The organism is Pseudomonas sp. PAGU 2196, from assembly GCF_022179005.1.
Lineage (GTDB): Bacteria > Pseudomonadota > Gammaproteobacteria > Pseudomonadales > Pseudomonadaceae > Aquipseudomonas > Aquipseudomonas kermanshahensis.
Map to the genome: position 1 here is coordinate 100,301 of NZ_BNTL01000007.1, position 26,902 is coordinate 127,202.

General features: G+C 62.9%; 20 protein-coding genes. 10 read left to right on the forward strand and 10 right to left on the reverse strand.

Features of this window, described 5'->3' with window-relative positions:
* Positions 1 to 75: 75 nt before the first annotated feature.
* Both MFF34_RS07120 and MFF34_RS07125 read left to right on the forward strand, forming a co-directional pair.
* Positions 76 to 1,695, forward strand: a complete 1,620-nt coding sequence (locus MFF34_RS07120; protein ID WP_027596757.1) for an NADP-dependent glyceraldehyde-3-phosphate dehydrogenase — start codon at positions 76 to 78, stop codon at positions 1,693 to 1,695.
* 109 nt (positions 1,696 to 1,804) lie between these two features.
* Positions 1,805 to 2,272, forward strand: coding sequence for a VOC family protein (locus tag MFF34_RS07125; RefSeq protein ID WP_099429457.1), 468 nt, complete (start codon positions 1,805 to 1,807; stop codon positions 2,270 to 2,272).
* A gap of 156 nt (positions 2,273 to 2,428) precedes the next feature.
* Here the strand turns inward: MFF34_RS07125 and MFF34_RS28235 are convergent, their stop codons facing one another.
* Positions 2,429 to 3,091, reverse strand: a complete 663-nt coding sequence (locus MFF34_RS28235; RefSeq protein ID WP_374707384.1) for an RHS repeat-associated core domain-containing protein — start codon at positions 3,089 to 3,091, stop codon at positions 2,429 to 2,431.
* 298 nt (positions 3,092 to 3,389) lie between these two features.
* Here MFF34_RS28235 and MFF34_RS07135 point away from each other — a divergent pair, with 298 nt between their 5' ends.
* Positions 3,390 to 4,571, forward strand: coding sequence for a hypothetical protein (locus MFF34_RS07135; RefSeq protein WP_238211759.1), 1,182 nt, complete (start codon positions 3,390 to 3,392; stop codon positions 4,569 to 4,571).
* A 121-nt stretch (positions 4,572 to 4,692) separates the two neighbouring features.
* Here the strand turns inward: MFF34_RS07135 and ilvA are convergent, their stop codons facing one another.
* Together ilvA and MFF34_RS07145 are read right to left on the reverse strand one after the other, a co-directional pair.
* Positions 4,693 to 6,255: a threonine ammonia-lyase, biosynthetic gene (gene ilvA, locus MFF34_RS07140; protein WP_238211768.1), complete on the reverse strand. Its 1,563-nt coding sequence runs from the start codon at positions 6,253 to 6,255 to the stop codon at positions 4,693 to 4,695.
* Positions 6,256 to 6,436: 181 nt separating this feature from the next.
* A complete protein-coding gene (locus tag MFF34_RS07145; protein ID WP_027596753.1) occupies positions 6,437 to 6,868 on the reverse strand; it encodes a PACE efflux transporter in 432 nt (143 codons plus the stop codon).
* A 228-nt stretch (positions 6,869 to 7,096) separates the two neighbouring features.
* On the opposite strand from MFF34_RS07145, the gene MFF34_RS07150 reads away from it, so the two are divergent.
* Positions 7,097 to 8,191 (forward strand): GGDEF domain-containing protein, encoded by a 1,095-nt coding sequence (locus MFF34_RS07150; RefSeq protein ID WP_238211770.1) that lies wholly within the window; start codon positions 7,097 to 7,099, stop codon positions 8,189 to 8,191.
* 96 nt (positions 8,192 to 8,287) lie between these two features.
* Here MFF34_RS07150 and MFF34_RS07155 read toward each other — a convergent pair whose 3' ends face one another.
* Together MFF34_RS07155 and MFF34_RS07160 are read right to left on the reverse strand one after the other, a co-directional pair.
* Positions 8,288 to 9,589, reverse strand: coding sequence for an ATP-binding protein (locus MFF34_RS07155; RefSeq protein ID WP_238211772.1), 1,302 nt, complete (start codon positions 9,587 to 9,589; stop codon positions 8,288 to 8,290).
* Positions 9,590 to 9,595: 6 nt separating this feature from the next.
* Positions 9,596 to 10,297, reverse strand: a complete 702-nt coding sequence (locus MFF34_RS07160; protein WP_027596751.1) for a response regulator transcription factor — start codon at positions 10,295 to 10,297, stop codon at positions 9,596 to 9,598.
* A 157-nt stretch (positions 10,298 to 10,454) separates the two neighbouring features.
* Between MFF34_RS07160 and MFF34_RS07165 the strand changes: the two genes are divergently transcribed.
* The 5 genes from MFF34_RS07165 to MFF34_RS07185 all read left to right on the forward strand — a co-directional run bounded on the left by MFF34_RS07165 (position 10,455) and on the right by MFF34_RS07185 (position 18,267).
* Positions 10,455 to 11,642: an efflux RND transporter periplasmic adaptor subunit gene (locus MFF34_RS07165; RefSeq protein WP_099429461.1), complete on the forward strand. Its 1,188-nt coding sequence runs from the start codon at positions 10,455 to 10,457 to the stop codon at positions 11,640 to 11,642.
* 11 nt (positions 11,643 to 11,653) lie between these two features.
* The gene (locus MFF34_RS07170; protein ID WP_238211774.1) at positions 11,654 to 14,782 is read left to right on the forward strand and encodes an efflux RND transporter permease subunit; all 3,129 of its coding nucleotides are present in this window, start codon (positions 11,654 to 11,656) and stop codon (positions 14,780 to 14,782) included.
* A gap of 61 nt (positions 14,783 to 14,843) precedes the next feature.
* On the forward strand, positions 14,844 to 15,419 hold the full coding sequence (gene mobA / locus MFF34_RS07175) for a molybdenum cofactor guanylyltransferase MobA (protein ID WP_238211776.1): 576 nt from the start codon (positions 14,844 to 14,846) through the stop codon (positions 15,417 to 15,419).
* A gap of 68 nt (positions 15,420 to 15,487) precedes the next feature.
* A complete protein-coding gene (locus MFF34_RS07180) occupies positions 15,488 to 17,134 on the forward strand; it encodes an MFS transporter (RefSeq protein ID WP_099429464.1) in 1,647 nt (548 codons plus the stop codon).
* A complete protein-coding gene (locus tag MFF34_RS07185) occupies positions 17,134 to 18,267 on the forward strand; it encodes an HlyD family secretion protein (RefSeq protein ID WP_238211778.1) in 1,134 nt (377 codons plus the stop codon). Before MFF34_RS07180 ends, MFF34_RS07185 begins: the two co-directional genes overlap by 1 nt.
* A 129-nt stretch (positions 18,268 to 18,396) precedes the next feature.
* On the opposite strand, the gene MFF34_RS07190 is transcribed toward MFF34_RS07185, so the two are convergent.
* From MFF34_RS07190 to fdnG, 5 genes are read right to left on the reverse strand one after another with little or no spacing between them, the layout of a single operon-like run.
* Positions 18,397 to 19,272: an AEC family transporter gene (locus MFF34_RS07190; protein WP_238211788.1), complete on the reverse strand. Its 876-nt coding sequence runs from the start codon at positions 19,270 to 19,272 to the stop codon at positions 18,397 to 18,399.
* A gap of 56 nt (positions 19,273 to 19,328) precedes the next feature.
* Positions 19,329 to 20,231: a formate dehydrogenase accessory protein FdhE gene (gene fdhE / locus MFF34_RS07195; protein WP_238211799.1), complete on the reverse strand. Its 903-nt coding sequence runs from the start codon at positions 20,229 to 20,231 to the stop codon at positions 19,329 to 19,331.
* A complete protein-coding gene (locus tag MFF34_RS07200; RefSeq protein ID WP_238211801.1) occupies positions 20,228 to 20,863 on the reverse strand; it encodes a formate dehydrogenase subunit gamma in 636 nt (211 codons plus the stop codon). The genes fdhE and MFF34_RS07200 overlap by 4 nt, the downstream gene beginning before the upstream one ends.
* On the reverse strand, positions 20,860 to 21,744 hold the full coding sequence (gene fdxH, locus MFF34_RS07205; protein ID WP_238211803.1) for a formate dehydrogenase subunit beta: 885 nt from the start codon (positions 21,742 to 21,744) through the stop codon (positions 20,860 to 20,862). The genes MFF34_RS07200 and fdxH overlap by 4 nt, the downstream gene beginning before the upstream one ends.
* Before the next feature lie 13 nt (positions 21,745 to 21,757).
* Entirely contained in the window at positions 21,758 to 24,808 is a 3,051-nt protein-coding gene (gene fdnG / locus MFF34_RS07210; protein WP_238211805.1) for a formate dehydrogenase-N subunit alpha, read from the reverse strand.
* Between the two features lie 754 nt (positions 24,809 to 25,562).
* Here fdnG and MFF34_RS07215 point away from each other — a divergent pair.
* Positions 25,563 to 26,858 (forward strand): MFS transporter, encoded by a 1,296-nt coding sequence (locus tag MFF34_RS07215; protein ID WP_027596740.1) that lies wholly within the window; start codon positions 25,563 to 25,565, stop codon positions 26,856 to 26,858.
* Positions 26,859 to 26,902 lie beyond the last annotated feature (44 nt).

Below are 26,902 nucleotides of genomic sequence, written 5' to 3' on the forward strand. Positions count from 1 at the left end.
GTGACCGGTGCATGCTCGAAGCTGAAGCGTTTCACCTGACACGAACTCCGCTCAGATATGTGAGGTGCAGTACCCATGGACCGTCTGCTCGATTCACTTTTCCCGACCGCCGAGAACATCCCCGACACCTGGCGCCTGGAAGCTCCCCTGGAACAACGCGACTATTTGGTGAACGGCCAGCTCAGGCGCTGGGACGGCCCTCTGGCCACGGTGCGCAGCCCGGTCTGGCTGAAGGAAGCCGACGGCGAGCGCCAGGTCATTCTCGGCAGTGCCCCGCTGCTTGACGCCGACACCGCCCTCACCGCGCTCGACGCTGCCGTGCAGGCCTACGACAAGGGCCGTGGCGCCTGGCCGACGATGCGCGTTGCCGAACGCATACAGCACGTCGAACGCTTCCTGGCGCGCATGCGCGAGCAGCGCCAGGCCGTGGTCAAGTTGCTGATGTGGGAGATCGGCAAGAACCTCAAGGACTCGGAAAAAGAGTTCGACCGCACCTGCGACTACATCGTCGACACCATCAATGCGCTCAAGGACCTCGACCGCCGCTCCAGCCGCTTCGAGCTCGAACAGGGCACCCTCGGCCAGATCCGCCGTGCGCCACTGGGCGTGGCATTGTGCATGGGGCCCTACAACTACCCCCTGAACGAAACGTTCACTACGTTGATCCCGGCGCTGATCATGGGCAACACCGTGGTGTTCAAGCCGGCCAAGTTTGGCGTATTGCTGATCCGCCCTTTGCTCGAAGCCTTCCGCGACAGCTTCCCACCGGGGGTGATCAACGTCATTTATGGCCGCGGCCGCGAAACCGTCAGCGCGCTGATGGCCAGCGGCCTGGTCGATGTGTTCGCCTTCATCGGCACCCACAAGGCCGCCAGCGACCTGAAAAAACTGCACCCGCGCCCACACCGCCTGCGCGCGGCCCTGGGCCTGGACGCCAAGAACCCCGGCATCGTGTTGCCCCAAGTCGACCTGGACAATGCGGTCGAAGAGGCCGTCACGGGCGCTCTGTCATTCAACGGCCAGCGCTGCACGGCGCTGAAGGTACTGTTCGTCCACGAAGACGTGGTCGACGCCTTCCTGGAAAAGTTCCAGCGCAAACTCGCCGCACTGAAACCTGGCATGCCATGGGAACCCGGTGTGGCGCTAACGCCATTGCCGGAACCAGGCAAGGTCGACTACCTCGATGGCCTGGTGGCCGATGCCACAGCCAAGGGGGCACGGGTGATCAACGAGGGCGGTGGGCAAAGCCGCGGTTCGTTCTTCTACCCAGCCCTGCTCTACCCGGTGAGCCATGACATGCGCGTGTACCACGAGGAGCAGTTCGGCCCAGTGGTCCCGGTAGTGCCCTATCGCGACCTGGAAACCGTCATCGATTACGTGCTCGACTCCGACTACGGCCAGCAACTGAGCCTGTTCGGCAACGACCCGGCGACCATCGGCAGCCTGGTGGACACATTTGCCAACCAGGTCGGCCGCATCAATATCAACGCGCAGTGCCAGCGCGGGCCAGATACCTACCCGTTCAACGGCCGCAAGAACAGTGCCGAAGGTACCTTGTCGGTGCATGACGCCCTGCGCGTGTTCTCGATCCGTACGTTGGTGGCGACCAAGTTCCAGGAGGCCAACAAGACGCTGATCAGCGAGATCATCCGTAATCGCCAATCGAGCTTCCTGACCACCGATTACATCTTCTGACGGCCGCCGTTATAGAAAATCGGTCTAGCGTCACTGTCGATTTTCCATCCGTGCAAACGACTCTAAGCAAAAGGGCGCCAACCGGCGCCCGTTTCAAAGGAGAGCGAACATGGCAGCCAAACCCATCCCCGAAGGCCAGCACAGCATCACCCCCTACTTGGGCATCAACGACGCCGCCAAGGCCATCGAGTTCTACAAGAAAGCCTTTGGCGCGGTCGAAATGTTCCGCCTCGACGCCCCGGGCGGGCGCGTGGGGCATGCTGAATTGAAAATCGGCGATTCGTCGCTGATGCTCGGCGACCCCTGCGACATGGAAGGTGGCCTGACCGCCAGCCAGAAACTCGCGGGCGCGGCTGTAGGCCTGCACCTGTATGTCGAAGACTGCGACAAGGTCTATGCCCAGGCCCTGGCCTGCGGCGCCACCCAGCTGCGCGAAGTGACGGACCAGTTCTATGGCGACCGCAGCGGCACCCTCAAGGACCCGTTCGGCAACATCTGGTTCGTCTCGACCCACAAGGAGGACCTCAGCCCTGACGAGATTCGCGCCCGCGCCGCGCAGATGTTCAGTGGTAACTGAGCGGCGCGTTTTGTACCCGCTCTAATTGGGCGCGCCTCTGTCTTGTGATGCGCCTGCGGGAAACATCCGGCGGAGGGCCTTTTGCCCTCACCGGATACAGGCGAACAGCTAAACACTTTTACTTTCAGTACCCCTTCTGATCGGCCAACCACATCGTTAACCCATTACATCACGGACAGCCCTCATCGATTGCCCAAGCTGTTCTGCAACAGGCGCTGCAGCAGCCATAGTGTCGCGTATGCGACCGAAGTCCTCCCTTATCGTTGGTACGACGTTCTCATTATATTTAGCTAAAGCACCGCTAACGACTGCTACAGCTCGCAAGGTAGTTTGCGTCAGAGGATTGACATCTGCTATTTCCGCCGCCGCTGTAGCCGCAATAGATAGAGCACCGTAGCTCACAGCGGAGGGGTTGATACCACTAGTAATAGCCCTATAACCTAAAGCTCCAGCTACCCAGGCTGTAAAGCGGTGAAATTGCATCAGTATTCCCACGATGGAGTGTCCCGACGGATCAACGTTGTTCATTGGGTCTGCCTCGCAGTATGCATAGGCGTTTCTCCCCCCTTTGCCAAAAGGGCTGAGCCCGTCGGGGCTTGTAAACCGCATGATCCGAGGGCTGTAGTTTCGGTAGCCGTTTCCCAGGGGATAACTTTCCGTCACGGGGTCCAAGCGTTCACCGTTGTAAGCCAGTAAAAGATCTATAGATGGCCAAAGCCCTCCATAAAGTGTGTAGCAAAATGGGCCATCTGACTGGATACCGCGGGTCATGAGGATGGATAAGTGCTGATCTAATGCAAACATTGCTGTTCTTTTCATTTGGCCATGCGCCTATCATAACGTTCGTTTATCGTCCAATCGGAGCATCGCAAACGTCTCTGATTAGTTCGTTTGCTTAGGCTGTATGCTGGAGCAGCACCTGCTCATCTTCAACTGGCAGAATTGACAGTACCCAATTCTGACTTTAGCCAAGCGACACTGGACTGCTATTGCGAGGAGCGCCGGCCAAAGGAACGTCCACCGCGACGCCAGCCTGGCTAGCAAACATGACTTAACGGGTTGAAAGCGGCTCTACTTTGCTTGAAGCTTGAGGCTCGTAGCTTGGAGCTGCCCCTTAATGCGAATCATCGATAAGACCGCCGCGCAGGTCCGCAGCCTGACCCCCGCTGAAGAAGAGCTGCTGGTCGGCTTCAACACAGGCACGCTCGCTGGCCCTCGCCTGCTGCAGGCCAACCAGTTGCTGATGAAGGTGCGTAACGCCAACCAATGGCTGGCCTGCGACTGCCGCAAGGACGCGCTGCCGGTGCTGAACGTGACCCTCAACGGCAACACCGGCACGCTGTTCCTGAAAAACAACCCAGGCACTGCCGAGCATGCGCCTGGCTGCCCGTTCACCAAGGACGAGCGTGAAGCCGCAGAACGCGAAGACGACCCCGCCCCACCTGCGGCCTGGCTGCCACCTGATATGCCATTACGACTTATCGGTGACTTTCGCCCGGCCCGAGACACCAGTGGCAGTGAGGGCACTGACCGGCGCGAGCAACAACGGCTGTTGTCGCTGCTGCTGACCTGGATCGAGATCAGCGGCTTGAACCTCTACGCCACCCACCTGAAAAAAGACCTCACCGGGCAGTTTGCCGAGCTGCGCAGCGTCGCCAGCCGCTACCCGCTGCTGGAGCGGGTACCGGCCAGCAACTACCTGGAAACCCGGCTGGACATGAAGCACATGATGATGCTCAAGGCCCGCCTGCGCGAAGCCACGGTGTTCGGCAATCATCGTCGGCATGGCCTGATGCTGGACTGCGTCGACCAGATCAAAGGGCGCAAGCTGTTCAATAGCCGCAGCGAGGACGGGTTCGACTTCCAGGGCCACCACCTGTATTGGGGAGGCAGCCGTGCAGCCGGGCCGCTCTTGGCGTTGGCGCTGTATTCGCCTGCTAGTGCTGGCAGCCACTTTTACGAACTGATCCATGTCGCCAGCGTGCCCGTGCTGTCACGCGCCCACCTGTTCCCGGTGTACCGCGATGAAGAGCGTGAGCCACTCAAGGCGTTGGTGTCGCTGATCGACTGGATGGCCAGCAAGGGCGTGAAGGTTCAGATGCGTCGACCGGTGATTGGCGGCCAGGTGATGGATGAGCTGGTGCTGACCTCGGATCAGGACCGGGTGCTTTCGGTGTCGCTGCTGGAGCAGCCAATTGGCCCGGAGCCGGATGCCGAGAACTTCAAGCGCTATGCCGACTTCAAGAGCCTGGAAACCTTCCGCAAGTATGTGGCAGGCTTCTTTATGCGTGAGCGCTAAGCACCCCAGCGCTACGCGCAACCTGTAGGAGCAGCCTTGCGCTGCGAAGAGGCCAGTGAACATAACCAAGATCAAGGGTGCTGTCGCCGGCCTCTTCGCAGCACAAGGCTGCTCCTACAGATCAACCCAGAAATAGCTTGTACGCTGGGTTTTCGGTCTCATCCCAATAACGGTAGCCCATCTCATCCAGCGTCTGCGGCAACGTCGCCAGCTCATCCCCTGGCACTTCCAGCGCAGCAAATACGCGCGCCTCCGCTGCACCATGGTTACGGTAATGGAACAGGCTGATGTTCCAGCGTTTGCCCAACCGCTCCAGAAAGCCCAGCAGTGCCCCTGGCCGCTCCGGGAACTCGAAGCGCAGTACACGCTCATCCGCCCCCGGCGCCGCATGCCCACCCACAGTGTGGCGCACATGCAGCTTGGCCAGTTCGTTGTCGGTCAGGTCGAGTACGCTGTAACCCTGCTCGGCGAGGTTGGTCAGCAGGTTTTCCCGAGGGTCGTGCAGCGGGTGCGTCTGCACCCCGACAAACAAACGCGCTTCCTTGCCCGGGTAATAGCGGTAGTTGAACTCGGTGATCTGGCGTTTGCCCAGTGCCTGGCAAAATGCGCGGAAACTGCCTGGCTGCTCAGGGATGGTCACGGCGATGATCGCCTCACGCTGTTCACCCAGCTCGGCCCGCTCCGCCACATGGCGCAGGCGGTCGAAATTGACGTTGGCACCCGAGTCGATCGCCACCAAGGTTTGGCCCTGCACGCCTTCGCGGGCCACGTATTTCTTGATGCCGGCCACGGCCAGGGCACCGGAAGGTTCAGTGATCGAGCGGGTGTCGTCGTAGATGTCCTTGATTGCTGCGCACAGTTCGTCGCTGTTGACGGTGATCACCTCATCGACGAAGTGCCGGCACAGCTCGAAGCAGTGCGCCCCCACCTGCGCCACCGCCACGCCATCGGCAAAGGTACCCACTTGCGGCAGGATCACCCGATCGCCCGCGGCCAAGGCCGCCTGCAGGCAGTTGGAGTCTTCTGGCTCGACGCCGATCACCTTGACCTCGGGCCGCAGGTATTTCACGTAGGCCGCAATGCCCGCCACCAACCCACCACCGCCCACTGGGACGAAGATCGCATCCAGTGCACCTGGGCGCTGGCGCAGGATCTCCATGGCCACGGTGCCTTGACCGGCGATCACGTCTGGGTCATCGAACGGCGGTACGAAGGTGGCGCCTTCGCTGTCGGCCAATTGCAGGGCGTGGGCCAGTGCATGGGGGAAGCTCTCACCGTGCAGCACCACATGGCCACCACGCGAGCGCACGCCCTCCACTTTCAACGAGGGCGTGTTGGTTGGCATGACGATGGTGGCTTTCAGCCCCAGGTGCGAAGCCGCCAGCGCCACGCCTTGGGCATGGTTGCCGGCCGACGCGGTGATCACCCCGCGTTCGCGCTGGGCGGGCGTCAGCCGTGACAGGCGGGTGTAGGCACCGCGGATCTTGAATGAGAAGGTGGGTTGCAGGTCTTCACGCTTGAGCAACACCTGGTTCCCCAGGCTGGCGGACAGTGCTGGCGCTGCCTGCAGCGGCGTTTCGATGGCCAGGTCGTACACCGGTGCGGCGAGAATACGCCGTACCTGTTCCGACAGCAGTTGCTGTGGCGTGACAGGGGTACGCAGGTTGGCGCTGAAGCTGGTCATCGATGACTCCTTGGCTATTTTCACGTTGCCCAGGAGTCAGAGAGTAAAAACCCGCCTCCAGGGCGGGTTAGGTGCACGTACGCGCTAGCCCGCCAAACTGATAATGGCGGTAATAATAATGGCGTTCACATGCGGGAAGGTGTTCATGGGGTAGGAACTTATCCCGCCGCAGGGCAGCAAGTCAACACTTTGCCTGCTGCGCCGAAAGCGGCACATCGAACACCTTGTCGAACCCCCACTGGAAAACGAACGCATACACGAAGAAGAACACGAACAGCGCCAGGTTGGTCAAGAAGGCCGCCCACAGGCTGACATCGAGCCACCACGCCACCAGCGGCAACAAAATCACTACCAGCCCGCCTTCAAAGCCCAAGGCATGCAAGACCCGGCGCATGAAGGTGCGTTCACGTTGCGGCTGACGCGCCTCCCAACGCTCGAAGCCCCAGTTGAATGCCATGTTCCAGCTCATGGCGATCCCCGACATCAGGACGGACAACACCGCCGACTGAGCCATCCCGGCGCCAAACGCCAGTTCCAGCGCGGGTGCCACGCAGGCAACGGCGATGGCTTCGTAAAGAATGGCCTGGACGATCTTGCGGGCCTTGCCTTGCATGTTCAACTCCCTGAAATACGATCTGCCAAACGACACGATTTGGCCCGCAAGAGTACCAGTGCGATGCGCGCGGGCAAACCGGCACTGCGGCGCATGGGCGTGAGGCTGGCTCAACCGCCTGGCTTGGGCTTGACTGTGCGGTGCCGGGACAGCGCGCTTACGTCAAGGCCATGAAACGCCCTACCCTGCTGGGTGGGCACACGCCCTACACGCCGGAGCCAGGCCCTGATGCTTAAAACCCTAAAGGAACATGTCCGCCAACAGGTCGCACCGGCTGCCCTGCGCGCTGAGTTCCGCCAACACGAATTCGACGTTTCACGCCGCTTCTGCCAACTGATCTTCTGCGTCAGCATCGCCGTATGGCTGGTGTTCGATGTCATCGTCAGCTACCTCGGTGGCCAAGGCTTCACCTGGCTCTCCGGGCTGTTCATCGGGCTGATGTGCAGCCTCACCGTGGTGCTCGGCTTCACCCGTAAAAGCCACCATTTCGACGTGCTCAACCTGTTGTTCATCAGCGTCATCACCCTGGGCATGCGCCTGGTTATCGACGGCATCCCGATCAGCCTGCGCCCGGTCTGGCTGGTACTTGGCACGTCCACGGTGCTCTACAGTGTCTCGGTGCTACCGGTGCGGCGCTGGTCGTTCTTCTGTGCCATGGCCATCACTTGGGCCATGCTCAATCCGTTCTACGGCACCAACATTGACCTGGACGACCTGGAAGCGACCCTGTTGATCAGTTACGCGGTGTTCCTGAGTGGCCTGGTGATCTACAGCTACCTGCGTATCCGCCAGGCCAAGCTGCACAACTTCTACCTGTCCAAGCTGTTGCTTGAGCAGGCCTATGTCGACGTCCTGACCGAAATTCCCAACCGCCGCTCGTTCATGGCCAAGGCTGAGCGCCAGTTGCAGCAGAAAACGCCTGGCCAGTACCTGGCAATGATCGACATCGACAACTTCAAGAAGGTCAACGACCGTTTTGGGCACGACATTGGCGATGAGGTGCTCAAGCGTGTGGCGGTGCACATCAAGGCGTCGATGGCAGGCTATGAATTTGCCCGGCTCGGCGGCGAAGAATTTGCGGTCTTCTTCCAAGGGCTGGAACAGGTGGCTGCCGAACATCAGGTAGCGGCATTGTGCAGGCGTGTGCGGGAAGACCTGGGTGCGCATCCGGTGACGATCAGCATCGGGCTGGCCCGGGTGGACAGCGCAGATACCCTGACCATGGCGCTGGTCAAGGCCGACCAGGCGCTGTATGAGGCCAAGTACAGCGGCAAGGATCGGTTTGTGCTGTGGACGAGTCGTTTGGCCGAAAGCAGCAGCTAGCAGGCTAGGCCCTTTCGCGGGCAAGCCCGTTCCCACAGGCTCGCCGCATCACTTCAAAAGTGTGCGTTCCTGTGGGAACGGGGCGGCACAGCCAGCCTACCCACCCGCCGGCAAACGAATCCTGAACTGCGCCCCGCCCAGCGCCGATTGCGCCACCGTCAGCGTGCCCCCCTGCCCTTCGATGGCCCGTCGACTGATTGCCAACCCCAAGCCAAACCCGCCGGTATTGCGATCACGGCTACGGTCCAACCGGTAGAACGGCTGGAAAATCCGCTCGCGCTCTTCGACCGGAATACCAATCCCGTCATCCTCGACTGTCAGCAGGCAGGCACCGTCATCCTCGAGCCGCAACCTCAGCAGCAGGCTTTCGTCGCAATAACGCATGGCGTTGCGCACTAGGTTCTGCACGGCCCGCGCGGTCAAACGGGGGTCGAGCACAAAGCGTGGCAGTTCACGCTCGGCCCGCACTTCCCATTGGATGCCACGGCTGTCGAGCTCTTCGGCAAAACTGCCCAGCACGCTGTCTACCAGCTCCAGCAGCGATACCTCGACCCGCTCGCGCGCCTGGTCGGCGTTGTACAAACGGCTGTAGGACAACAGCTCCAGCACCAGCTCATCCAGTTCACGCACATGGCCGACCAGCTCCAACAGCCGCTTGCGGCTGGCAGCCGGCACTTCGTCGAACAGCAGCACCAGGCCGAAGTCCAGGCGGGTCAGCGGGGTGCGCAGCTCGTGGGACACGGCATTGAGCAGCTCGCGCTGCTGGTTGACATGGCGCTCCAGGTCGCTGGCCATGGTGTCGAACACACCGGCCAGTTCACCGATGTTGGAATGCGGCGAGATGTGCGTACGTTCTGCCATCTGCCCCTGACCCAGGCGTCGAGCGGTTTCCTTGAGCCGCTCCAGGTCACGCCAGTGCGGCCACACCCACAGCAGCAGGCAGCCGAGCATGGCTGCACCGATCAACACCGTCACGCCCCAGGACAGCACGTTGATGTCCAGTGGATCAGGCGGCGCATGCAGGCGCACCAGCCAGTCCTTGTCGAGCGGTGCCAGCACCGTCTCGTAATAACCCCAGTCTGCGATGCGCACGGCGTACAAGCCATGTTCCAGCCGGGCCTGTTCATCCGCGCTGAGGTCGGCCTGGTCCATGCGCAGCAGCTTGACCTCAAGCGGTGCGAAGGCATTGGCCAGGTCTCGCTCCACGGCTGGCCACTGCTCTTGCGGGGCCTGGTGGAACTGGCGGACGATCAGCGACTGCACGCCTTTGGTCTGGTCCAGGTTGTACGCCATGAAGCGTTCATGGAACAGGCCGACGATGGAGTCAGGGATGAACAGCAGCGCACCGGCATAGGCGACGATGATCAACAGGTACAGGCGCACCAGGATCTTCAGCATGCTCGGTCAGCACTCCCACTCGACACGGCTGAACAGGTAGCCTTTGCCCCACACGGTCTTGATCTTGCGCGCCTCACCAGCACTGTCGTCGAACTTGCGGCGCAGCTTGGAGATAGCGACGTCCACCGAACGGTCGGTGCCGTTGAACTCGATACCGCGCAGTTGCTGCAGAATGCGGTCGCGGTTCAGCACTTCGCCCGCGTTGCGCGCCAGCACCACCAGCAAGTTGTACTCGCCGCTGGACAGTTCCACCTCTTCGCCGCGCCAGCTGACGGTGCGCTCGGCCAGGTCGATGCGCAGGCCGCCGATCTGGATCAAATCACTGTCCAGGCGCGGCTCATTGACGCTGCTGCGGCGCAACAACGTGCGCACACGGGCCAGCAGCACACGGGGCTCACAGGGCTTGGTCACGTAATCGTCCGCGCCCATTTCCAGGCCCAGCACTTGATCGTGGCTGTCGTCACGGGCGGTCAGCATAAGGATCGGCAAGCTCTGCGATTCCTGCCGCAGCAAGCGGCACAGTTGCAGGCCATCGATGCCGGGCAGCATCAGGTCGAGGATCACCAGGTCGGGCTTTTGCCGGCGAAACGCGTCCAGCACGTGGTCGCCGCGGGCGATCACCTGGACATGGAAATCATTGCGTTGCAGGTAGCTGGCGATCAGTTCGGACAAGGCACTGTCGTCTTCGACCAATAAAAGGTTTGGCATAAGCGCTTTGACACAAGAGGAAGTCCAGGCAGGATATAGAATCCTACGCCCAGGCAGGACGCTTCTTCACACTTTTTCACACTCGCCCTACAGGTATTAACAGCCACCAAGGGAACGCCTGCCGTAGCATACGCCGCGTCATCATCGGAAGATCCGTATGCCTACTAGCCTCCCCCCTCGCCTGCGCCCCGTGGCGCTTCTGGCGTTTCTGAGCATATCCCTGGCCGGCTGTGGCGACAGCGCCGAGCAGGACGAAAAAGAGCCCACCCCGCAGGTGCGCGTCGAAACCCTGCAACTTCAGCCGCTGGCCATCAGCAGCGAACTCAGCGGCCGTATCCTGGCACCGCGGACTGCGGAAGTGCGCGCACGTGTAGCTGGCGTGGTGCTCAAGCGGGTCTACCGCGAGGGCAGTGACGTCAAGCAAGGCGACGTGCTGTTCCTCATCGACCCGGCGCCGTTCAAGGCCGACCACGACAGCGCCCGCGCCACCCTGGCCAAGGCCCAGGCCAACCTGTATCAAGCGCGCCTGCAAGAGCAACGCTACCGCGAGCTGGTCGACGACAAGGCCGTGAGCCGCCAGGAATACGACAATGCCCGGGCCAGCTTCCTGCAGGCTGATGCCGAGGTCGCCGAGGCCAAGGCTGCCCTGGAGCGGGCCCGCCTGAACCTGGGTTATGCCACGGTGACCGCGCCCATTTCCGGGCGCATTGGCCGCGCGCTGGTGACCGAAGGTGCACTGGTCGGGCAGAACGAGACCACGCCCCTGGCCACCATCCAGCAACTGGACCCAATCCATGCCGACGTCACCCAGTCGACCCGCGAGCTCAACGCCCTGCGCCGTGCCCTGCGTGCCGGCGAGCTGCAACAGGTCGGCGACGGCCAGGCCCGCGCCACGCTGATTCAGGACGACGGCAGCGCCTACCCGCTGCCCGGCAAGCTGCTGTTCTCTGACATCAGCGTCGACCCGAGCACCAACCAGATCACCCTGCGCAGCGAGTTCCCCAACCCGGACCTCGACCTGCTGCCGGGCAGCTACGTGCGCGTGCGCCTGGAACAAGCGGTACAGCCCAAGGGCCTCAGCGTGCCGCAGCGCGCCATCCTGCGCGACAGCGCCGGTGTGCCGAAAGTACTGGTGGTCGACCCGCAGGCCCGCGTCAGCGACCGCCAGGTCGTGCTGGGCAGCGCCCAGGGCGACCGCTGGGTGGTCAGCGAAGGCCTGGCGCCCGGTGAACAAGTGGTTATCGAAGGCCTGCAACACGTCAAGGCCGGCGACCAGGTGCAGGTCGAAGCGAGCCAGGGCACAGCGCCCGGCGCGCCGCCGATCGCACAGCACAACCGCCAGTGAGGGGCTGATTGATGCCGCACTTCTTCATTGACCGCCCAGTGTTCGCCTGGGTAGTCGCGTTGTTCATCCTGCTTGCCGGCGCCTTGGCCATCCCGCAACTGCCGGTGGCCCAGTACCCCAACGTGGCCCCGCCGCAAGTGGAAATCTACGCCGTGTACCCAGGCGCCTCGGCGGCGACCATGGACGAGAGCGTGGTCAGCCTGATCGAGCAGGAACTCAACGGCGCCGACAACCTGCTGTACTTCGAGTCGCAAAGCAGCCTGGGCAGCGCCACCATCACCGCCACCTTCGAACCTGGCACGCACCCGGACCTGGCCCAGGTCGATGTGCAGAACCGCCTCAAGGTGGTCGAGTCGCGCCTGCCTCGCCCCGTGACCCAGCAGGGCCTGCAGGTGGAGAAGGTGTCCACCGGCTTCCTGCTGCTGGCCACCCTGACTTCGGAGGACGGCAAGCTCGACGAAACCGCCCTGTCGGACATTCTTGCGCGCAACGTGATGAACGAGATCCGCCGCCTGAAGGGCGTCGGCAAGGCTCAGCTGTATGGTTCTGAGCGTGCCATGCGGATCTGGATCGACCCGAGCAAGCTGATCGGTTTCAACCTCACGCCTAACGATGTGGCTGATGCCATCGCCGCGCAAAACGCCCAGGTCGCCCCAGGCAGTATTGGTGACCTGCCCGCCCGCGGCACCCAGGAAATCACCGCCAACGTGCTGGTCAAGGGCCAGCTGAGCACGCCAGAGGAGTTCGCGGCCATTGTCCTGCGCGCCAACGCGGACGGGTCCACGGTGACCGTCGGCGATGTCGCCCGGGTTGAGATCGGCGCCCAGGAGTACCAGTACGGCACGCGCCTTAACGGCAAACCCGCAACCGCATTCAGCGTACAGCTGGCCCCCGGCGCCAACGCCATGGAAACCGCCGACCTGGTGCGGGCCAAGATGCAGGAGTTGTCGCGCTACTTCCCGGAAGGCGTCAAATACGACATCCCGTATGACACCTCGCCTTTCGTCAAAGTGTCGATCCAACAGGTGATCAACACGCTGTTCGAAGCCATGCTGCTGGTGTTCGCGGTGATGTTCCTGTTCCTGCAGAACCTGCGCTACACGCTGATCCCGACCCTGGTAGTGCCGGTGGCGCTGATGGGCACCTTCGCCGTGATGCTGGCCATGGGCTTCTCGGTCAACGTGCTGACCCTGTTCGGTATGGTCCTGGCCATCGGCATTCTGGTCGACGACGCCATCGTGGTGGTGGAAAACGTCGAGCGGATCATGGCCGAAGAAGGCCTGCCGCCCAAGGAAGCCACGCGCAAGGCCATGGGCCAGATCAGCGGGGCGATTGTCGGCATTACCCTGGTGCTGGTGGCCGTGTTCCTGCCGATGGCCTTCATGAAAGGGTCGGTGGGCGTGATCTACCAGCAGTTCTCGGTGTCGATGGCGGTGTCGATCCTGTTCTCGGCGTTTCTCGCCCTCAGCCTGACCCCAGCGCTGTGCGCGACCTTGCTCAAACCGTTGGGCAAAGGCGAGCACCACGAGCGCAAGGGCTTCTTCGGCTGGTTCAACCGACGCTTCGACAGCATGAGCAACGGCTATCAGCGCTGGGTGGTGCAAGCGCTCAAGCGCAGCGGTCGCTACCTGCTGGTGTACGGCGTGCTGCTGGCCGTGCTGGGCTATGGCTTCAGCCAACTGCCCACGGCGTTCTTGCCCACCGAAGACCAGGGCTACACCATCACCGACATCCAACTGCCGCCAGGCGCCAGCCGCATGCGTACCGAGCAAGTAGCGGCGCAGATCGAAGCGCACAACGCGGAGGAACCCGGTGTCGGCAACACCACGCTGATCCTCGGCTTCAGCTTCTCTGGTAGTGGGCAGAACGCGGCACTGGCGTTCACCACGCTCAAGGATTGGTCCGAGCGCGGTGCCGATGACAGCGCCCAATCGATCGCCGACCGCGCCACTATGGCCTTCACTCAGCTCAAGGATGCCGTGGCCTACGCCGTGCTGCCACCGCCCATCGATGGCCTGGGCGAGTCGACCGGTTTTGAGTTCCGCCTGCAGGACCGTGGCGGCATGGGACACACCGCGCTGATGGCCGCCCGCGATGCGCTGCTGGCAGGTGCTGGCAAGAGCAAAGTGCTGACCAACGTGCGCGAAGCATCGCTGGCCGAAAGCCCGCAGGTGCAACTGGAAATCGACCGTCGCCAGGCCAATGCCCTGGGGGTGTCGTTCGCCGACATCGGCGCAGTGCTGGATACCGCCGTCGGCTCCAGCTACGTCAACGACTTCCCCAACCAAGGCCGTATGCAACGGGTGGTGGTGCAGGCCGAAGGCGACCAGCGTAGCCAGGTCGAAGACCTGCTGAAAATCCATGTGCGCAACAGCAGCGGCAAGATGGTGCCGCTGGCGGCCTTCGTCCAGGCGAAGTGGGTCAGCGGCCCGGTGCAGCTGACCCGCTACAACGGTTACCCGGCGGTGTCGATTTCCGGTGAACCGGCGGCGGGCTACAGCTCGGGTGAAGCCATGGCCGAAGTCGAGCGCCTGGTCGCGCAGCTGCCGGCCGGCGCAGGCCTGGAATGGACCGGCCTGTCGCTGCAGGAGCGGCTGTCCGGCAGCCAGGCGCCGATCCTGATGGCGCTGTCGCTGCTGGTGGTGTTCCTGTGCCTGGCTGCGTTGTACGAGAGCTGGTCGATCCCCACTGCCGTACTGCTGGTGGTGCCGCTCGGGGTACTCGGTGCGGTGCTGGCAGTCACCCTGCGGGGCATGCCCAATGACGTGTTCTTCAAGGTCGGCCTGATCACCCTGATCGGCCTGTCGGCCAAGAACGCGATCCTCATCATCGAGTTCGCCAAGAGCTTGGTGGACCAGGGTGTCGACGCCGTCGATGCCGCAGTACAGGCCGCACGCCTGCGTCTGCGGCCGATTGTGATGACCTCGCTGGCGTTCATCCTCGGCGTGGTGCCCCTGGCCATCGCCACCGGCGCCAGCTCGGCCAGCCAGCAGGCGATTGGCACGGGTGTGATCGGCGGCATGCTCAGCGCCACCCTGGCGGTGGTGTTCGTGCCGGTGTTCTTCGTCGTGGTGATGCGCCTGGCCGGGCGCGGTCGCGGCGCTAAAGCCGAGGCGGCCCCAGCGCTTGACGCACGCTGACTGGACAAGCACCGCATGACATGGGAGGGTTCCTGGCATTGACTGCCCGGAACCCTTTTTCATGCCTGCTGCCCTGCCCCCCTGCTCCATTCTCATCCTCGCCGGTGGCCGCGGCCAACGCATGGGCGGCCGCGACAAGGGGTTACTGGCCTGGCAAGGCGAGCCACTGGTGGCGCATGTGCAACGCGTGGTACGCCCGCTGAGCGATGACCTGATCATTTCCTGCAACCGCAACCAGGACGCCTATCGAGCCTATGCTGACCAGTTGGTGGGCGATGCAGCCCCCGATTTCCCTGGGCCGTTGGCCGGGGTGATCGCAGGCCTGGCGGCGGCGCGGCACGCATGGGTGGTGGTACTGGCCTGCGATGCACCGCTGATCGACCAGCCCTTGATCGAAGACCTGCTGCGGCTGGCGGTGGCCGGCGACAGTGCGGCGATGGTGCGCCAGGCAGGCTACTGGCAGCCGATGTTCAGTGTGCTGCCGCGCAAGGTGCTGCCGGTGCTGGAGCAGGCGTGGGCGGCCAATGAGCGAAGTTTGCAGAAGGCCCTGCTGAAAGGGGCTGTGCAAGCGCTGGCGTGTGCCGAGGATGATCCCCGTTTGAGCAACTTCAATAGCCCGGAAACACTGCAAAACTGACGCACGCCGCGCGGCAAACTTGAGCCCAGAAGGTGTTAATGCCCCAGCCCCTCACGTAAAGTCTGCCCATGGACAAATATGCCCCCCGCCAGTGGCTCCCCCACGAAAAACCCAGCCTGCCCGGATCGCCGTCCACGCCCTTGCACTCGCCCGCCAAACGCCTGGCCTTTGGCCTGGTGGGCCTGTTGGTGGCGATCACCGGTGGGTTGGGCAACGCGCTGGTAACAGCCAACCTGGTGTTCCTGCAGGGTGCGCTGGGGGCCACCACCGCCGAAATGGCCTGGCTGCCGGCCGCCTATGTGATGACCAACGTGTCCATCAACCTGCTGCTGGTCAAGTTTCGCCAGCAGTTCGGCCTGCGTGCCTTCACCGAAGTGTTCCTGGTGCTTTATGCGCTGGTCACCTTTGGCCACCTGTTCGTCAATGACCTCAACTCGGCAATTGCCGTGCGCGCCGCCCATGGCATGGTTGGCGCCGCGCTGAGTTCGCTGGGCCTGTACTACATGATCCAGGCGTTCCCCGCGCAGTGGCGGCTCAAGGCCATGGTGCTGGGCCTGGGCGCCTCGCAATTGGCCTTGCCGCTGGCGCGGCTGTTCTCTGAAGACTTGCTGCAGATCGCTGAATGGCGCGGGCTATACCTGTTCGAACTCGGCTTGGCGTTGGCCGCACTGGGCTGCGTGCTGATGCTCAAGTTGCCACCGGGCGACCGCTTCAAGACCTTCGAGCCGCTGGATTTTCTCACCTTCACCCTGATGGCCAGCGGCACTGCCCTGCTCTGCGCCGCGCTGTCGCTGGGGCGCATTGACTGGTGGCTGGACACACCCTGGATCGGTGTGGCACTGGCCGCGTCGATTGGCTTGATATTCAGTGGGCTGGCCATCGAGCACAATCGCCAGAACCCGCTGCTGATGACCCGCTGGCTGGGCAGCGGCACGATCATCCGCCTGGCCCTGTGCGTGATTCTGATTCGCATGGTCACCTCGGAGCAGTCCACCGGCGCGGTCGGTTTTCTGCAAGTGTTGAACATGGGCAGCGAGCAGATGCGCACGCTGTACGCGATCATGTTGTTGGGTGCGGTGGCGGGCCTGGCGACCAGCGCCCTGACCATCGACCCCAAGCACCTGGTGATCCCGTTGCTGGTGTCGCTGCTGGCGATGGCCACCGGGGCGTTCATGGACAGCAGCTCAAGCAACCTCACCCGCCCGGCGCAGATGTACCTGAGCCAGTTCCTGCTGGCCTTCGGCAGCACGTTCTTCCTGGGCCCGTCGATGGCCCTGGGCATCAGCCATGTGCGCGCCAACCCGCGCAACCTGGTGAGCTTTTCGGTGCTGTTCGGCATCTGCAACAACCTCGGCGGCCTGATTGGCGCGGCGCTGCTCGGCACCTTCCAGACCTGGCGCGAGAAATTCCACTCCAGCCACCTGATGGACCGCCTCAGCTACCTCGAACCCCTGGTCAACGCCCGGGTGCAAAGCGGCGGTGGCGGCTATGCCGGCCTGCTTGCCGACCCCGCGCTGCGCAGCGAGGCCGGCATGCGCGTGCTGGCCAGTGCGGCCACCCGCGAGGCCAACGTGATGGCCTACAACGATGTGTTCATGCTGATCGGCAGCATCGCTATCTTGACCATGATCTGGATCTGCATCCGCAGCACCTGGCTCTGGTACACGGCCCGCAAGGCCACCTCCCCTGACTCTAGCCGCGGCGCGCCTACCTGATGACCGACGAAACCCGCACGACCACCACCACTGCCCTTGCTGAAACCCCAGAGGGCACGCCGCCCCCCAGTGAACCGACCAGCCCGGTACGCTCGCGTCGGATGCGCATCCTGTCGTCGATCAGTTTTGCCTGTGTGGCCCTGGCCGGCATCCTGCTGGTGCTCTACGCCTGGCGCCTGCCGCCGTTCGGCAGCGCCATCGAGAGCACCGAAAACGCACTGGTGCGCGGCCAGGTGACGATCATCGGCCCGCAACTGAGTGGCTATATCGTCGATGTGCCGGTGCATGACTTCCAGTTCGTCAAGGCAGGCGACCTGCTGGTGCAACTGGACGACCGCATCTATAAGCAACGCCTGGCCCAGGCCATCGCCCAGTTGCAACAGCAGCAGGCGGCACTGGCCAATAACCTGCAGCAACGCAACAGCGCCGAAGCCACCATTGCCCAGCGCCAGGCGGCCATCGGCGATGCAACGGCCCAGGCGGCCAAGGCCAAGGCCGACCTCAGCCGTAACCAGGCGCTGGTCAGCGACGGTTCGGTGTCGCGCCGCGAGCTCGACCTGGCCCGTGCCAGCCAGGCGGCTGCTGTCGCCAGCCTGGCCCAGGCAAAGGCTGCCCTGGAAATCGCCCGGCAGGACCGGGAAACCGAGGTGGTCAACCGGGCCGCGTTGCAGGCCTCGGTGGAAAATGCCAAGGCCGCCGTCGAGCTCGCCCGTATCGACCTCGACAACACCCGCGTCACCGCCCCGCGCGATGGCCAGCTGGGGCAGATCGGCACGCGCCTGGGGGCCTACGTGAATTCCGGTGCGCAACTGATGGCGCTGGTGCCTGATACCCTGTGGGTGATCGCCAACATGAAGGAAACCCAGATGGCCGCGGTGCGCATCGGCCAGCCGGTGAGTTTCACCGTGGATGCGCTGAACCACCAGAAGCTGTACGGCCATGTGCAGCAGATTTCGCCGGCCACCGGCTCCGAATTCGCCCTGCTGCAGGCCGACAACGCCACCGGCAACTTCGTCAAGATTGCCCAGCGTATACCGGTGCGCATCACCGTGGATGCCGACCAGCCAGAGGCGAAGCGGTTGCGGCCAGGGATGTCGGTGGTGGTCAGCATCGACACCCGGGATGCGCAGTAGATCACGGTGTAGGAGCAGCCTTGTGCTGCGAAGAGGCCGGTGAAAACACAGTAGATCTTCGCTACTTTTACTGGCCTCTTCGCAGCGCAAGGCTGCTCCTACACAAAGCGCGTATGACAAGGCAGCACGCTACATCCACCCCGCCAGCACAATCGGCAACCAGGCGAATGACAGCACCGTTGAACACATCACCAGGTTCGCCACCTGCTCCGGCGAGCGGTTGGCGCGCACGGCCATGAGGTAATTGAACACCGCCACCGGCATCGCCGATTGCACCATCAATACCGCGCGCTCCAGGGTATCCATGCCCAAGGCCATTCCAACCGCCCACCCCACCGCCGCGCCCAGACCGATACGCAAACCACCCAGCAGCATGCCGCTGCCCACATGGTGCAGGCGAATGCTGGCCAGCGAAACGCCCAGGGTCAGTAGCATCAGCGGGATGGTCATACCACCGAGCAGGTTCACCGTGTTGGCCAACCAACGCGGCAATTCGAAATCCAGAAAGATGATCGGCATCGCGCCCGCCAGGCTGATCACAATGGGGTTGCGGACCAGCGCCTTGAGCGAAGCTGCCGTGCCGGAGATGGCCATGCCGACCGTGAACTGCACGATCGACAGGGTCAGGAAAAACGCCACCGCCAGGGCCAGGCCGTGCTCGCCGAAGGCATACAGGCTGATCGGCAGGCCCATGTTGCCGGTGTTGGGGAACATGAACGCTGGCAGTAGCACACGCCAGTGTTGCCCCGAGGCACGGCTGACCAGCAGGCCTGCCAGGGCCATGCCCAACGTGCACAACAGGCAGGCCAGCGCCATGCTGGTGAATGCCGTTGGGTCCAGTTCCGTGCGGCTCAAGGTCGACAGCACCAGCGACGGTGTGCCGACCGTCATCACCAGCCTGGCGATGAACTCAGTGGGGTAGTCCAAGCCTTTGCGGGCCCAGGCAAAACCAATGCCGGCAACGATGAACACAGGTGCCAGAACGGCGAACAACGATGCCAGCATGAGCCTTACCTTCCTGGTGTGCGAAAGGCGTCAGTATGCCGCAGTCCTACGCTGCTTCAACCCGGAAACATAAATGGGTTGATACTGCTACGGGCAAAGCCTTGCCCTTCAAGCTCGGCATCCAGCTGCAAGGAGGCCAAGTCATCGGCGACAGGCTCCAGTGCCGGGTCGTGCTCGTAATAAAAAGCCTTCAGGTAGCTTTCGCAGTCACCGCAGCTTTCCGCCTTGACCGCACTGTCCTGACGCTCCAGCGACCAATAGTCCAGCTTACCGGTGTGCTCGCAGTTGCTGCACTTGACCCGCACCATGTGCCAGCGACTCTCGCACAACCCGCAATGCAGATAGCGCAGCCCAGCACGCTTGCCAGTGAGGATGACGCTGGCCACCGGCGCGCTGGCGCACACTGGGCAGAACTGGCGATGCTCGCCCACTGCCGCATGCGCATGCGCCGGCAAGGCCGCAGCCAGTTGCACGAAGTGCAGCCCCAGGGCGGCCCACAAAAACACCGCCTCGCCGCTGTTCACCTTGCCATATTGGCCCTGCAGCAAGTCTTGGGCGCAGGCTTCGCGCTGATCGGCGCTCAGCGCGGCGAGCCTGTCCAGGGCCGCGCATACCGGGTCGCTGGCTTCAGTGCGCAGGTCCTCGAGCAGATGCTCGAGCATTTGCTGCCAGTAACCTGAGTGCAACTGCGTCGATAATGGCGCCTCAGCGCCCAGCCGCTCAGTCAGAGCCTCAAGCACGTTGGCCGGCACGGGAAAATGATCGAGCAAACGCTGCTGGGCCAGCGCGATGGTGGCGGCGAACTCCAGATAGTCGGCGTGCTCATGCCCCTGTGCCAAGTGACGCAAACGCGCCGCGCGCTTGGCGAAGTGCTGATCCAGTTGCGGCAGCAACAAGGCGCTGATGGTGCCCACGCCCCCGGTGGGCTGCTCGACCGCCGTCAGTTTGATGCTGCTCATTTCTTCTCGCTCTTGCTGTTGATCTGCTGATACCAGCGATCGTGGTGCGACTTGGCCCAACTGCGTGAGACATAGCCGGTGATCATCCCGCGAATCGAACCTTTCACCCAGAACGCCAGGTACGCATGGCCAATGATCAGCAGGATCAGCGAGATGCCTGCCAGTGCGTGGGTAAACAAGGCAATCCGAATCAGCGGGATGCTGAAGTAGTCGGCAAACCACGGCCGCCAGATGATCACGCCACTGAGCATCAGTAAGGTGATCAGGCCCATGATCCCCCAGAACAGGACCTTCTGGCCGGCGTTGTATTTGCCGATGCGCAGCGGCTGGCTGTGGTCGCCTGCCAACACGCGCTTGACGTTGCGAAACCAGATGCCGTCTTCACGCTCGGGCAGGTTGTACCTGACGAAGCGCACGAACAGGAACATCAGCACCACGAACACCACCACCCCGAAAAACGGGTGAAGGATGCGCGCCAGCTGCGGTGTGCCAAACACGCCATTCAGCCAGTTCAACGACGGGAAAAACCACGACAGCCCCGACATCGCCACCAGGAAGAAGCAGATGACCATGAACCAGTGGCTGGCCCGGTCGATGAAGCGCGTGCGCAGAATCAATCGGTCCTTGTTCATACCAGGGTCTCCTTGTCGTCTTCCTCGACTTCGTTGGGGCCAACGCCGATGTAGTGGAACACCGTGCCCGCCAGGGTGGCGAAGAATGCCGCGGCGGCCACCGGTTTGAGCCAGCCTTTCCAGCCCTCGATCGCACTGCTGATGCGCGGGTCTGGGTTGAGCTTGTGGTACAGCTGCGGCTTGTCGGCGTGTTGCAGCACGTAGAACACATGGGTGCCACCGACGGCCTGCGGGTCGTAAATGCCGGCACCGGCGAAGCCGCGGCCTTGCAGTTCACTCACGCGTTCTTCGGCCTGCACCAGCATGTCAGCCTTGCTGCCGAAATTGATCGCGCCGGTCGGGCAGGTTTTCACGCAGGCCGGTTCCTGGCCGACGCTGACCCGATCAACGCACAACGTGCACTTGTAAGCCTTGTTGTCCTTCTTGCTGATGCGCGGTACATCGAACGGGCAACCGGCCACGCAGTAGCCGCAGCCGATGCAATGCTCGGACTGGAAATCGACGATACCGTTGGCGTACTGGATGATCGCCCCTGGTTGCGGGCACGCCTTGAGGCAGCCCGGGTCGGCGCAATGCATGCAGCCATCCTTGCGGATCAGCCACTCCAGCTTGCCGCTTTCGTCCTGGTGCTCGTCAAACCGCATCAGCGTCCAGGTGTCTGGCGTGAGGTCGGCCGGGTTGTCGTACACGCCGACGTTGTGGCCTACCTCGTCACGCAGGTCGTTCCATTCGCTGCAGGCCACTTGGCAGGCCTTGCAGCCGATGCAGATGCTGACGTCGATCAGCTTGGCCACCTCGGCCTGGTGATCGCGGGCACGCGGCGCGGGGGTGAAGGCGTTGGTCGCCGAACGGCGAATGATGTCTTGGGATTGCAGGGACATGTGCGTCGCTCCGTCAGGCCTTTTCCACGTTCACCAGGAACGCCTTGTATTCCGGGGTGTTGGTGTTGGAATCACCCACCCCCGGGGTCAGCGTGTTGGCCAGGAAGCCTTTGCGGGTGGCACCTTCGAAGCCCCAGTGGCACGGGATGCCGATGGTGTCGACCATCTGGCCGGCGACCTCTAGCCGCTGGACCCGCTTGGTCACTACCGCCTTGGCCTTGATGTAGCCGCGCTTGGTGCTGACCCGCACCAGGTCGCCCTGGACGATGCCTTTTTCCTTGGCCAACACTTCGCCGATCTCGATGAACTGCTCGGGCTGGATGATCGCGTTGAGCCGCGAATGCTTGGTCCAGTGGCGGAACAACTCGGTGATCGAGTAGGTGGTGGCCACGTAAGGGAACTCCTCACGGCTGCCCATCCGCGCACGGTCGCTTTCGTACAGGCGTGCGGTCGGGCTCTTGCTGACATTGGGGTGCAGCGGGTTGGACGCCAGCGGGCTTTCGATCGGTTCGTAATGCTCAGGGAACGGCCCATCGTTCATGGCGCCAACCGAGAACAACCGACCTACGCCTTCGGGCAGCATGATGAACGGGTTGACGTTGCTGCCTGGCGCGGCGGTTACCGGATAGTCCGGGACATCGCTGCCGCTCCAGCGGCTGCCATCCCAGGCAATGATCTGGCGCTTGGAGTCCCAGGCATTGCCCTGCGGATCGGCCGAGGCACGGTTGTAAAGAATGCGCCGATTCTGCGGCCAGGCCCACGCCCAACCTGGGGTGCAGCCCAGGCCGCTGTCAGCGTTGTCGCGGCGGGCCATCTGGTTGCCGGCCTCGGTCCAGGAGCCGGCGAACACCCAGTTGAAGCACGCGGTGCTGCCGTCATCGCGCAATTGGGCGAAGTTGTCCAGCAACTGGCCTTTGCGCAGCACCAGGTTGCCCTTGTCATCATGCAGGTCCGCCAGGGCGTAGCCGTTGGACTCTTTGGCGACCTCTTCGGGCTCTGGATCGTAGGGGTTCTTGTAGTCCCAGGCCATGTTCAACACAGGCTCGGGGCATACGCCGCCCTCGTCGCGGTACAGCTCGCGCAGCTTCATGAACAGGTGGCCGAGGATCTTGCCATCGTGCCAGGCCTCACCAGGCGGGGCCGCCCCGGCCCAGTGCCATTGCAGCCAACGGCTGGAGTTGACGATCGAGCCGTTTTCCTCGGCAAAGCAGCTGGAAGGCAGGCGGAAGACCTCGGTCTGGATCGCCGCGGGGTCGACGTCGTTGGACTCTCCGTGGTTCTGCCAGAAGCTCGACGTCTCGGTCGCTAGCGGGTCGATGATCACCAGGAACTTGAGCTTGGCCAAGGCCTCGGCGGCCTTGTTCTTGTCCGGGAAGGCCGCGATCGGGTTGAAGCCCTGGGCAATGTAGCCGTTGACCTTGCCTTCATACATGCGGTTGGAATAGTTGAGTACGTCGTAGCTGTCGTCCCACTTGGGCAACCAGTCGAAGCCCCAGTTGTTCTCAGGGGTGGCCTTGTCGCCCCACAGGCTCTTCATCAGGCTGATGAAAAATTTGGGCGTGTGCTGGTAGTAGTTGACCTGCCCGGGCAGCTGGGCGCTGGGCGTGGTTTCTTTCAGGTAGGTCTCGACCGTGGTCTGGTTGTCGGACGGCAGGTTCATGTAACCCGGCAGGCGTTGCGACAGCAGCCCCAGGTCGGTGTAGCCCTGGATGTTGGAGTGCCCGCGCAGGGCGTTGACGCCGCCACCGGCCATGCCGATATTGCCCAGCAGCAGTTGGATCATGCCCGAGCCGCGGATCATCTGGGCGCCCGTGGTGTGGTGGGTCCAGCCCAGGGCATAGAGGAAGGTGGCGGTCTTGTCCGGTGCGCTGGTACTGGCAAGGATCTCGCAAATCTGCAGGAAGTCGTCCGTTGGCGTACCGCACAGCTCGCTGACCCGCTCCGGCGTGTAGCGGCTCACATGCTGCTTGAGCAGGTTGTACACGCAGCGCGGGTGGCTGAGCGTTACGTCACGTTTGGCAAAGCCCTGCTCGTCGAGTTCATAGGCCCACGAGCTGCGATCGTAGCGCCGGGTGTTGGCGTCGTAGCCGCTGAACAGGCCGTCGTCGAAACTGTAGTCGCTGCGCACGATCAGGCTGGCATTGGTGTAGGCGCGCACGTACTCGTGCTGGATACGGTCATGGCTGATCAGGTAGTTGACCACCCCCATCAGGAAGGTGATGTCGGAGCCTGCGCGAATGGGCGAATACAGGTCGGCTACTGCAGCGCTGCGGTTGAAGCGCGGGTCGACGACGATCACCTTAGCACCGTTGCGGATCTTCGCCTCGATCACCCATTTGAAGCCCACAGGGTGCGCCTCGGCGGGGTTGCCGCCCATGATCAGTACGACGTTGGCATTCTTGATGTCCACCCAGTTGTTGGTCATGGCGCCACGGCCAAAGGTGGGCGCCAGCGCCGACACGGTCGGGGCGTGGCAGACCCGCGCCTGGCTGTCGGTGCCGAGGATGCCCAGGGCGCGGGTAAAGCGCTGGTCGAGCGAGCCGGTTTCGCTGCTGGCCGCCGAAGAACACAGCATGCCGGTGGACAGCCAACGGTTGACGGTAACGCCCTTGGCGTTTTTCTCGATGAAGTTGGCATCGCGGTCAGCCTTCATCAAGCGGGCGATGCGCTCGATGGCATGGTCCCAGGTAATCCGCTGCCACGTGTCCGAGCCTGGCGCGCGGTACTCCGGGTACAGCAGGCGCTGTTCGCTGTGGATGTAGTCCACCAGCCCTGCCCCTTTCGGGCACAGCGAACCTCGGCTGACCGGGTGGTCCGGGTCGCCTTCGATGTGGAAGATGCGTGCCTTGGCGTTTTTCGCGCCGTCACCCAGGCTGTACATGAGGATGCCGCAGCCTACCGAGCAGTAGGTGCAGTTGTTGCGGGTCTCTTTGGCGCGCAACAGCTTGTATTGGCGTGACTGGCTGGCATTGGCCACTGCCGGGGCAAAGCCCAGCGACACCGTGGTCGCTGCCGCCGCACCGGCCGTGCACAGTTTGAAAAATTGTCGTCTGCCAAGTGCCATGGGATCTCCTCATCTCGGCCCGGTTAAATACCGGGCACACAGGCGTTACTTATCAACGGGTGTTATCGGCTGGTCGTTCTAATTCGGTGACGGGCACAAGTCAGGGGCAATAGAAATCTACAGCGCGCTATTAAAATGCAACTTCTTTGCAACTACTAAATGGACCGCGGCATCACACGTTTATCGAGGCGCCCCTTGCGGGCCGCGCCCGCCATTGTAGTGGCAGGATGCCGCAGGGACCAATTGAGCGGCTTGATTGCTTGATAAGTTCTGTCGATCAACAGGCTGATACGGTAATTAATTACATACCTGTATTGATCCAGATCAACAAATACTCACTGCCAGCCGCCAAAACAATGAATCAATACGACTAAAGTTATTTTTCTATACAAATTATTATTAAGCGGGCTAATTAAGCCTGTACGTCGCGACGCCCTGCGGCGTCTCGTCGCAGGCCAATGCCCCTTGGGCAAAAGGTTGCAAGCACGTAGAATCGCGGTTCCTTTTCGCCCGTCGCCTTGAACGGTGGCAACCGGCAGCAATGACAGAGTCCGCGCCTGAACACATGACCGCCCATGTGAAATAGGCTCAACCGACCCCGCCCGGCCCAGCTCCCTTACGGCCCAGCGGTTGAGTCTTGCCCAGGTCGCATCCAGCCCAGGCACATCCGTGCAGCCTCCTGGCCCCCTTTCGGGCCCAGCTGGCGTGCGCGTCCGAAGAGGCGCTCATTCCGCTCATCCAACTTGAGGTACGTATGTCTCCGCGTTTGCTGGCCATGGCGCTGGCGCCCCTGCTCGGGCTGTTCATCATTGCCCTGGGCAACGGTTTCATGTCTTCCCTGACCACCCTGCGCCTGGGCGCGGCCGGTGAATCAGCCACCACCATCGGTATCGTGTCGTCCAGTTACTTCATTGGCTTGACCCTTGGCGCGATCTTCAATGACCGGCTGATCCTGCGCATCGGCCATATCCGCGCCTACACCAGCTTCGCTTCGCTGATCGCCGCGACCATCCTGCTGCAAGGGCTGTTCTACGACACCACGTGGTGGTCGATCCTGCGCCTGATCAACGGCTGGGCTGCGGTGGGCGTGTTCCTCGTGATCGAGAGCTGGTTGCTGCTGGCCGGCGACGCGAAAATCCGTGGCCGCCTGCTGGCGCTGTACATGATTGCCTTCTACGGCGCCGGCGTTATTGCCCAGGCAGGCCTTGGCGAAATTACCCGCCTGGGCGACACCGCGCCGTTCATGCTCGCGGGCATGCTGGCGGCGCTGTCGGTGCTGCCGATCGTTATCCTGCCGCGGGTGTCGCCGCTGCTGGACCAGGTCGAACCGCTGAAGCCCCGCCAACTGTTGGGGGTCGCGCCGTCGGGTTTGGTCGGCTGCTTCGGTTCAGGGGTGGCGATTGCCGGCATTTATGCGCTGCTGCCGCTGTACCTGCAACGTATTGGCCTGGACGTGGGCGAAGTCGGCAGCATGATGGCCTGGGTGATCCTGGGTGCCATGCTGCTGCAGTACCCGGTTGGGCGCTGGTCCGACCGCAAGGACCGCCAGGATGTACTGATTGCCCTGGCCGGCCTGTGCGTGGTGCTGTCGTTGATTACGGTGTTCTTGCCGTCTGAATCGTCATTGCTGCCCGCAATGCTGTTCCTGCTGGGTGGCGGCGTGTTCGCCCTGTACCCGGTAGCGGTCAGCCACGCTGCCGACCGTGCACCGTCCGACGCGCTGGTGCCGATGATCCAGGGCTTGCTGCTGATCAACTCGCTGGGTTCGGCACTGGCGCCGCTGGCGATTTCGCCGATGATGACGTCGTTTGGCGAGGCCGGGCTGTTCTGGGCCTTTGCAGTGGTCAACCTGGCCATGGTCAGCTTCTTCCTGTGGCGCCGAGGCAAGCGCCCGGCAGCCGAGCACCCGGCCCCGTTCGCGGCGTCCACCACCTTCTCGCCCACCGGTGCCGAGTTGCGAGTGACTGAAGACCTGATGCATGCCGCGCAGGAGCATCCGCCGCTGGAGCCGGTGCAAGGGACAGGGGCAGCGCAAGCCGAAACCCGATAACTCCACACAGAAAACGCGTGCTCCTTGCCCCTAGGTGACCACCC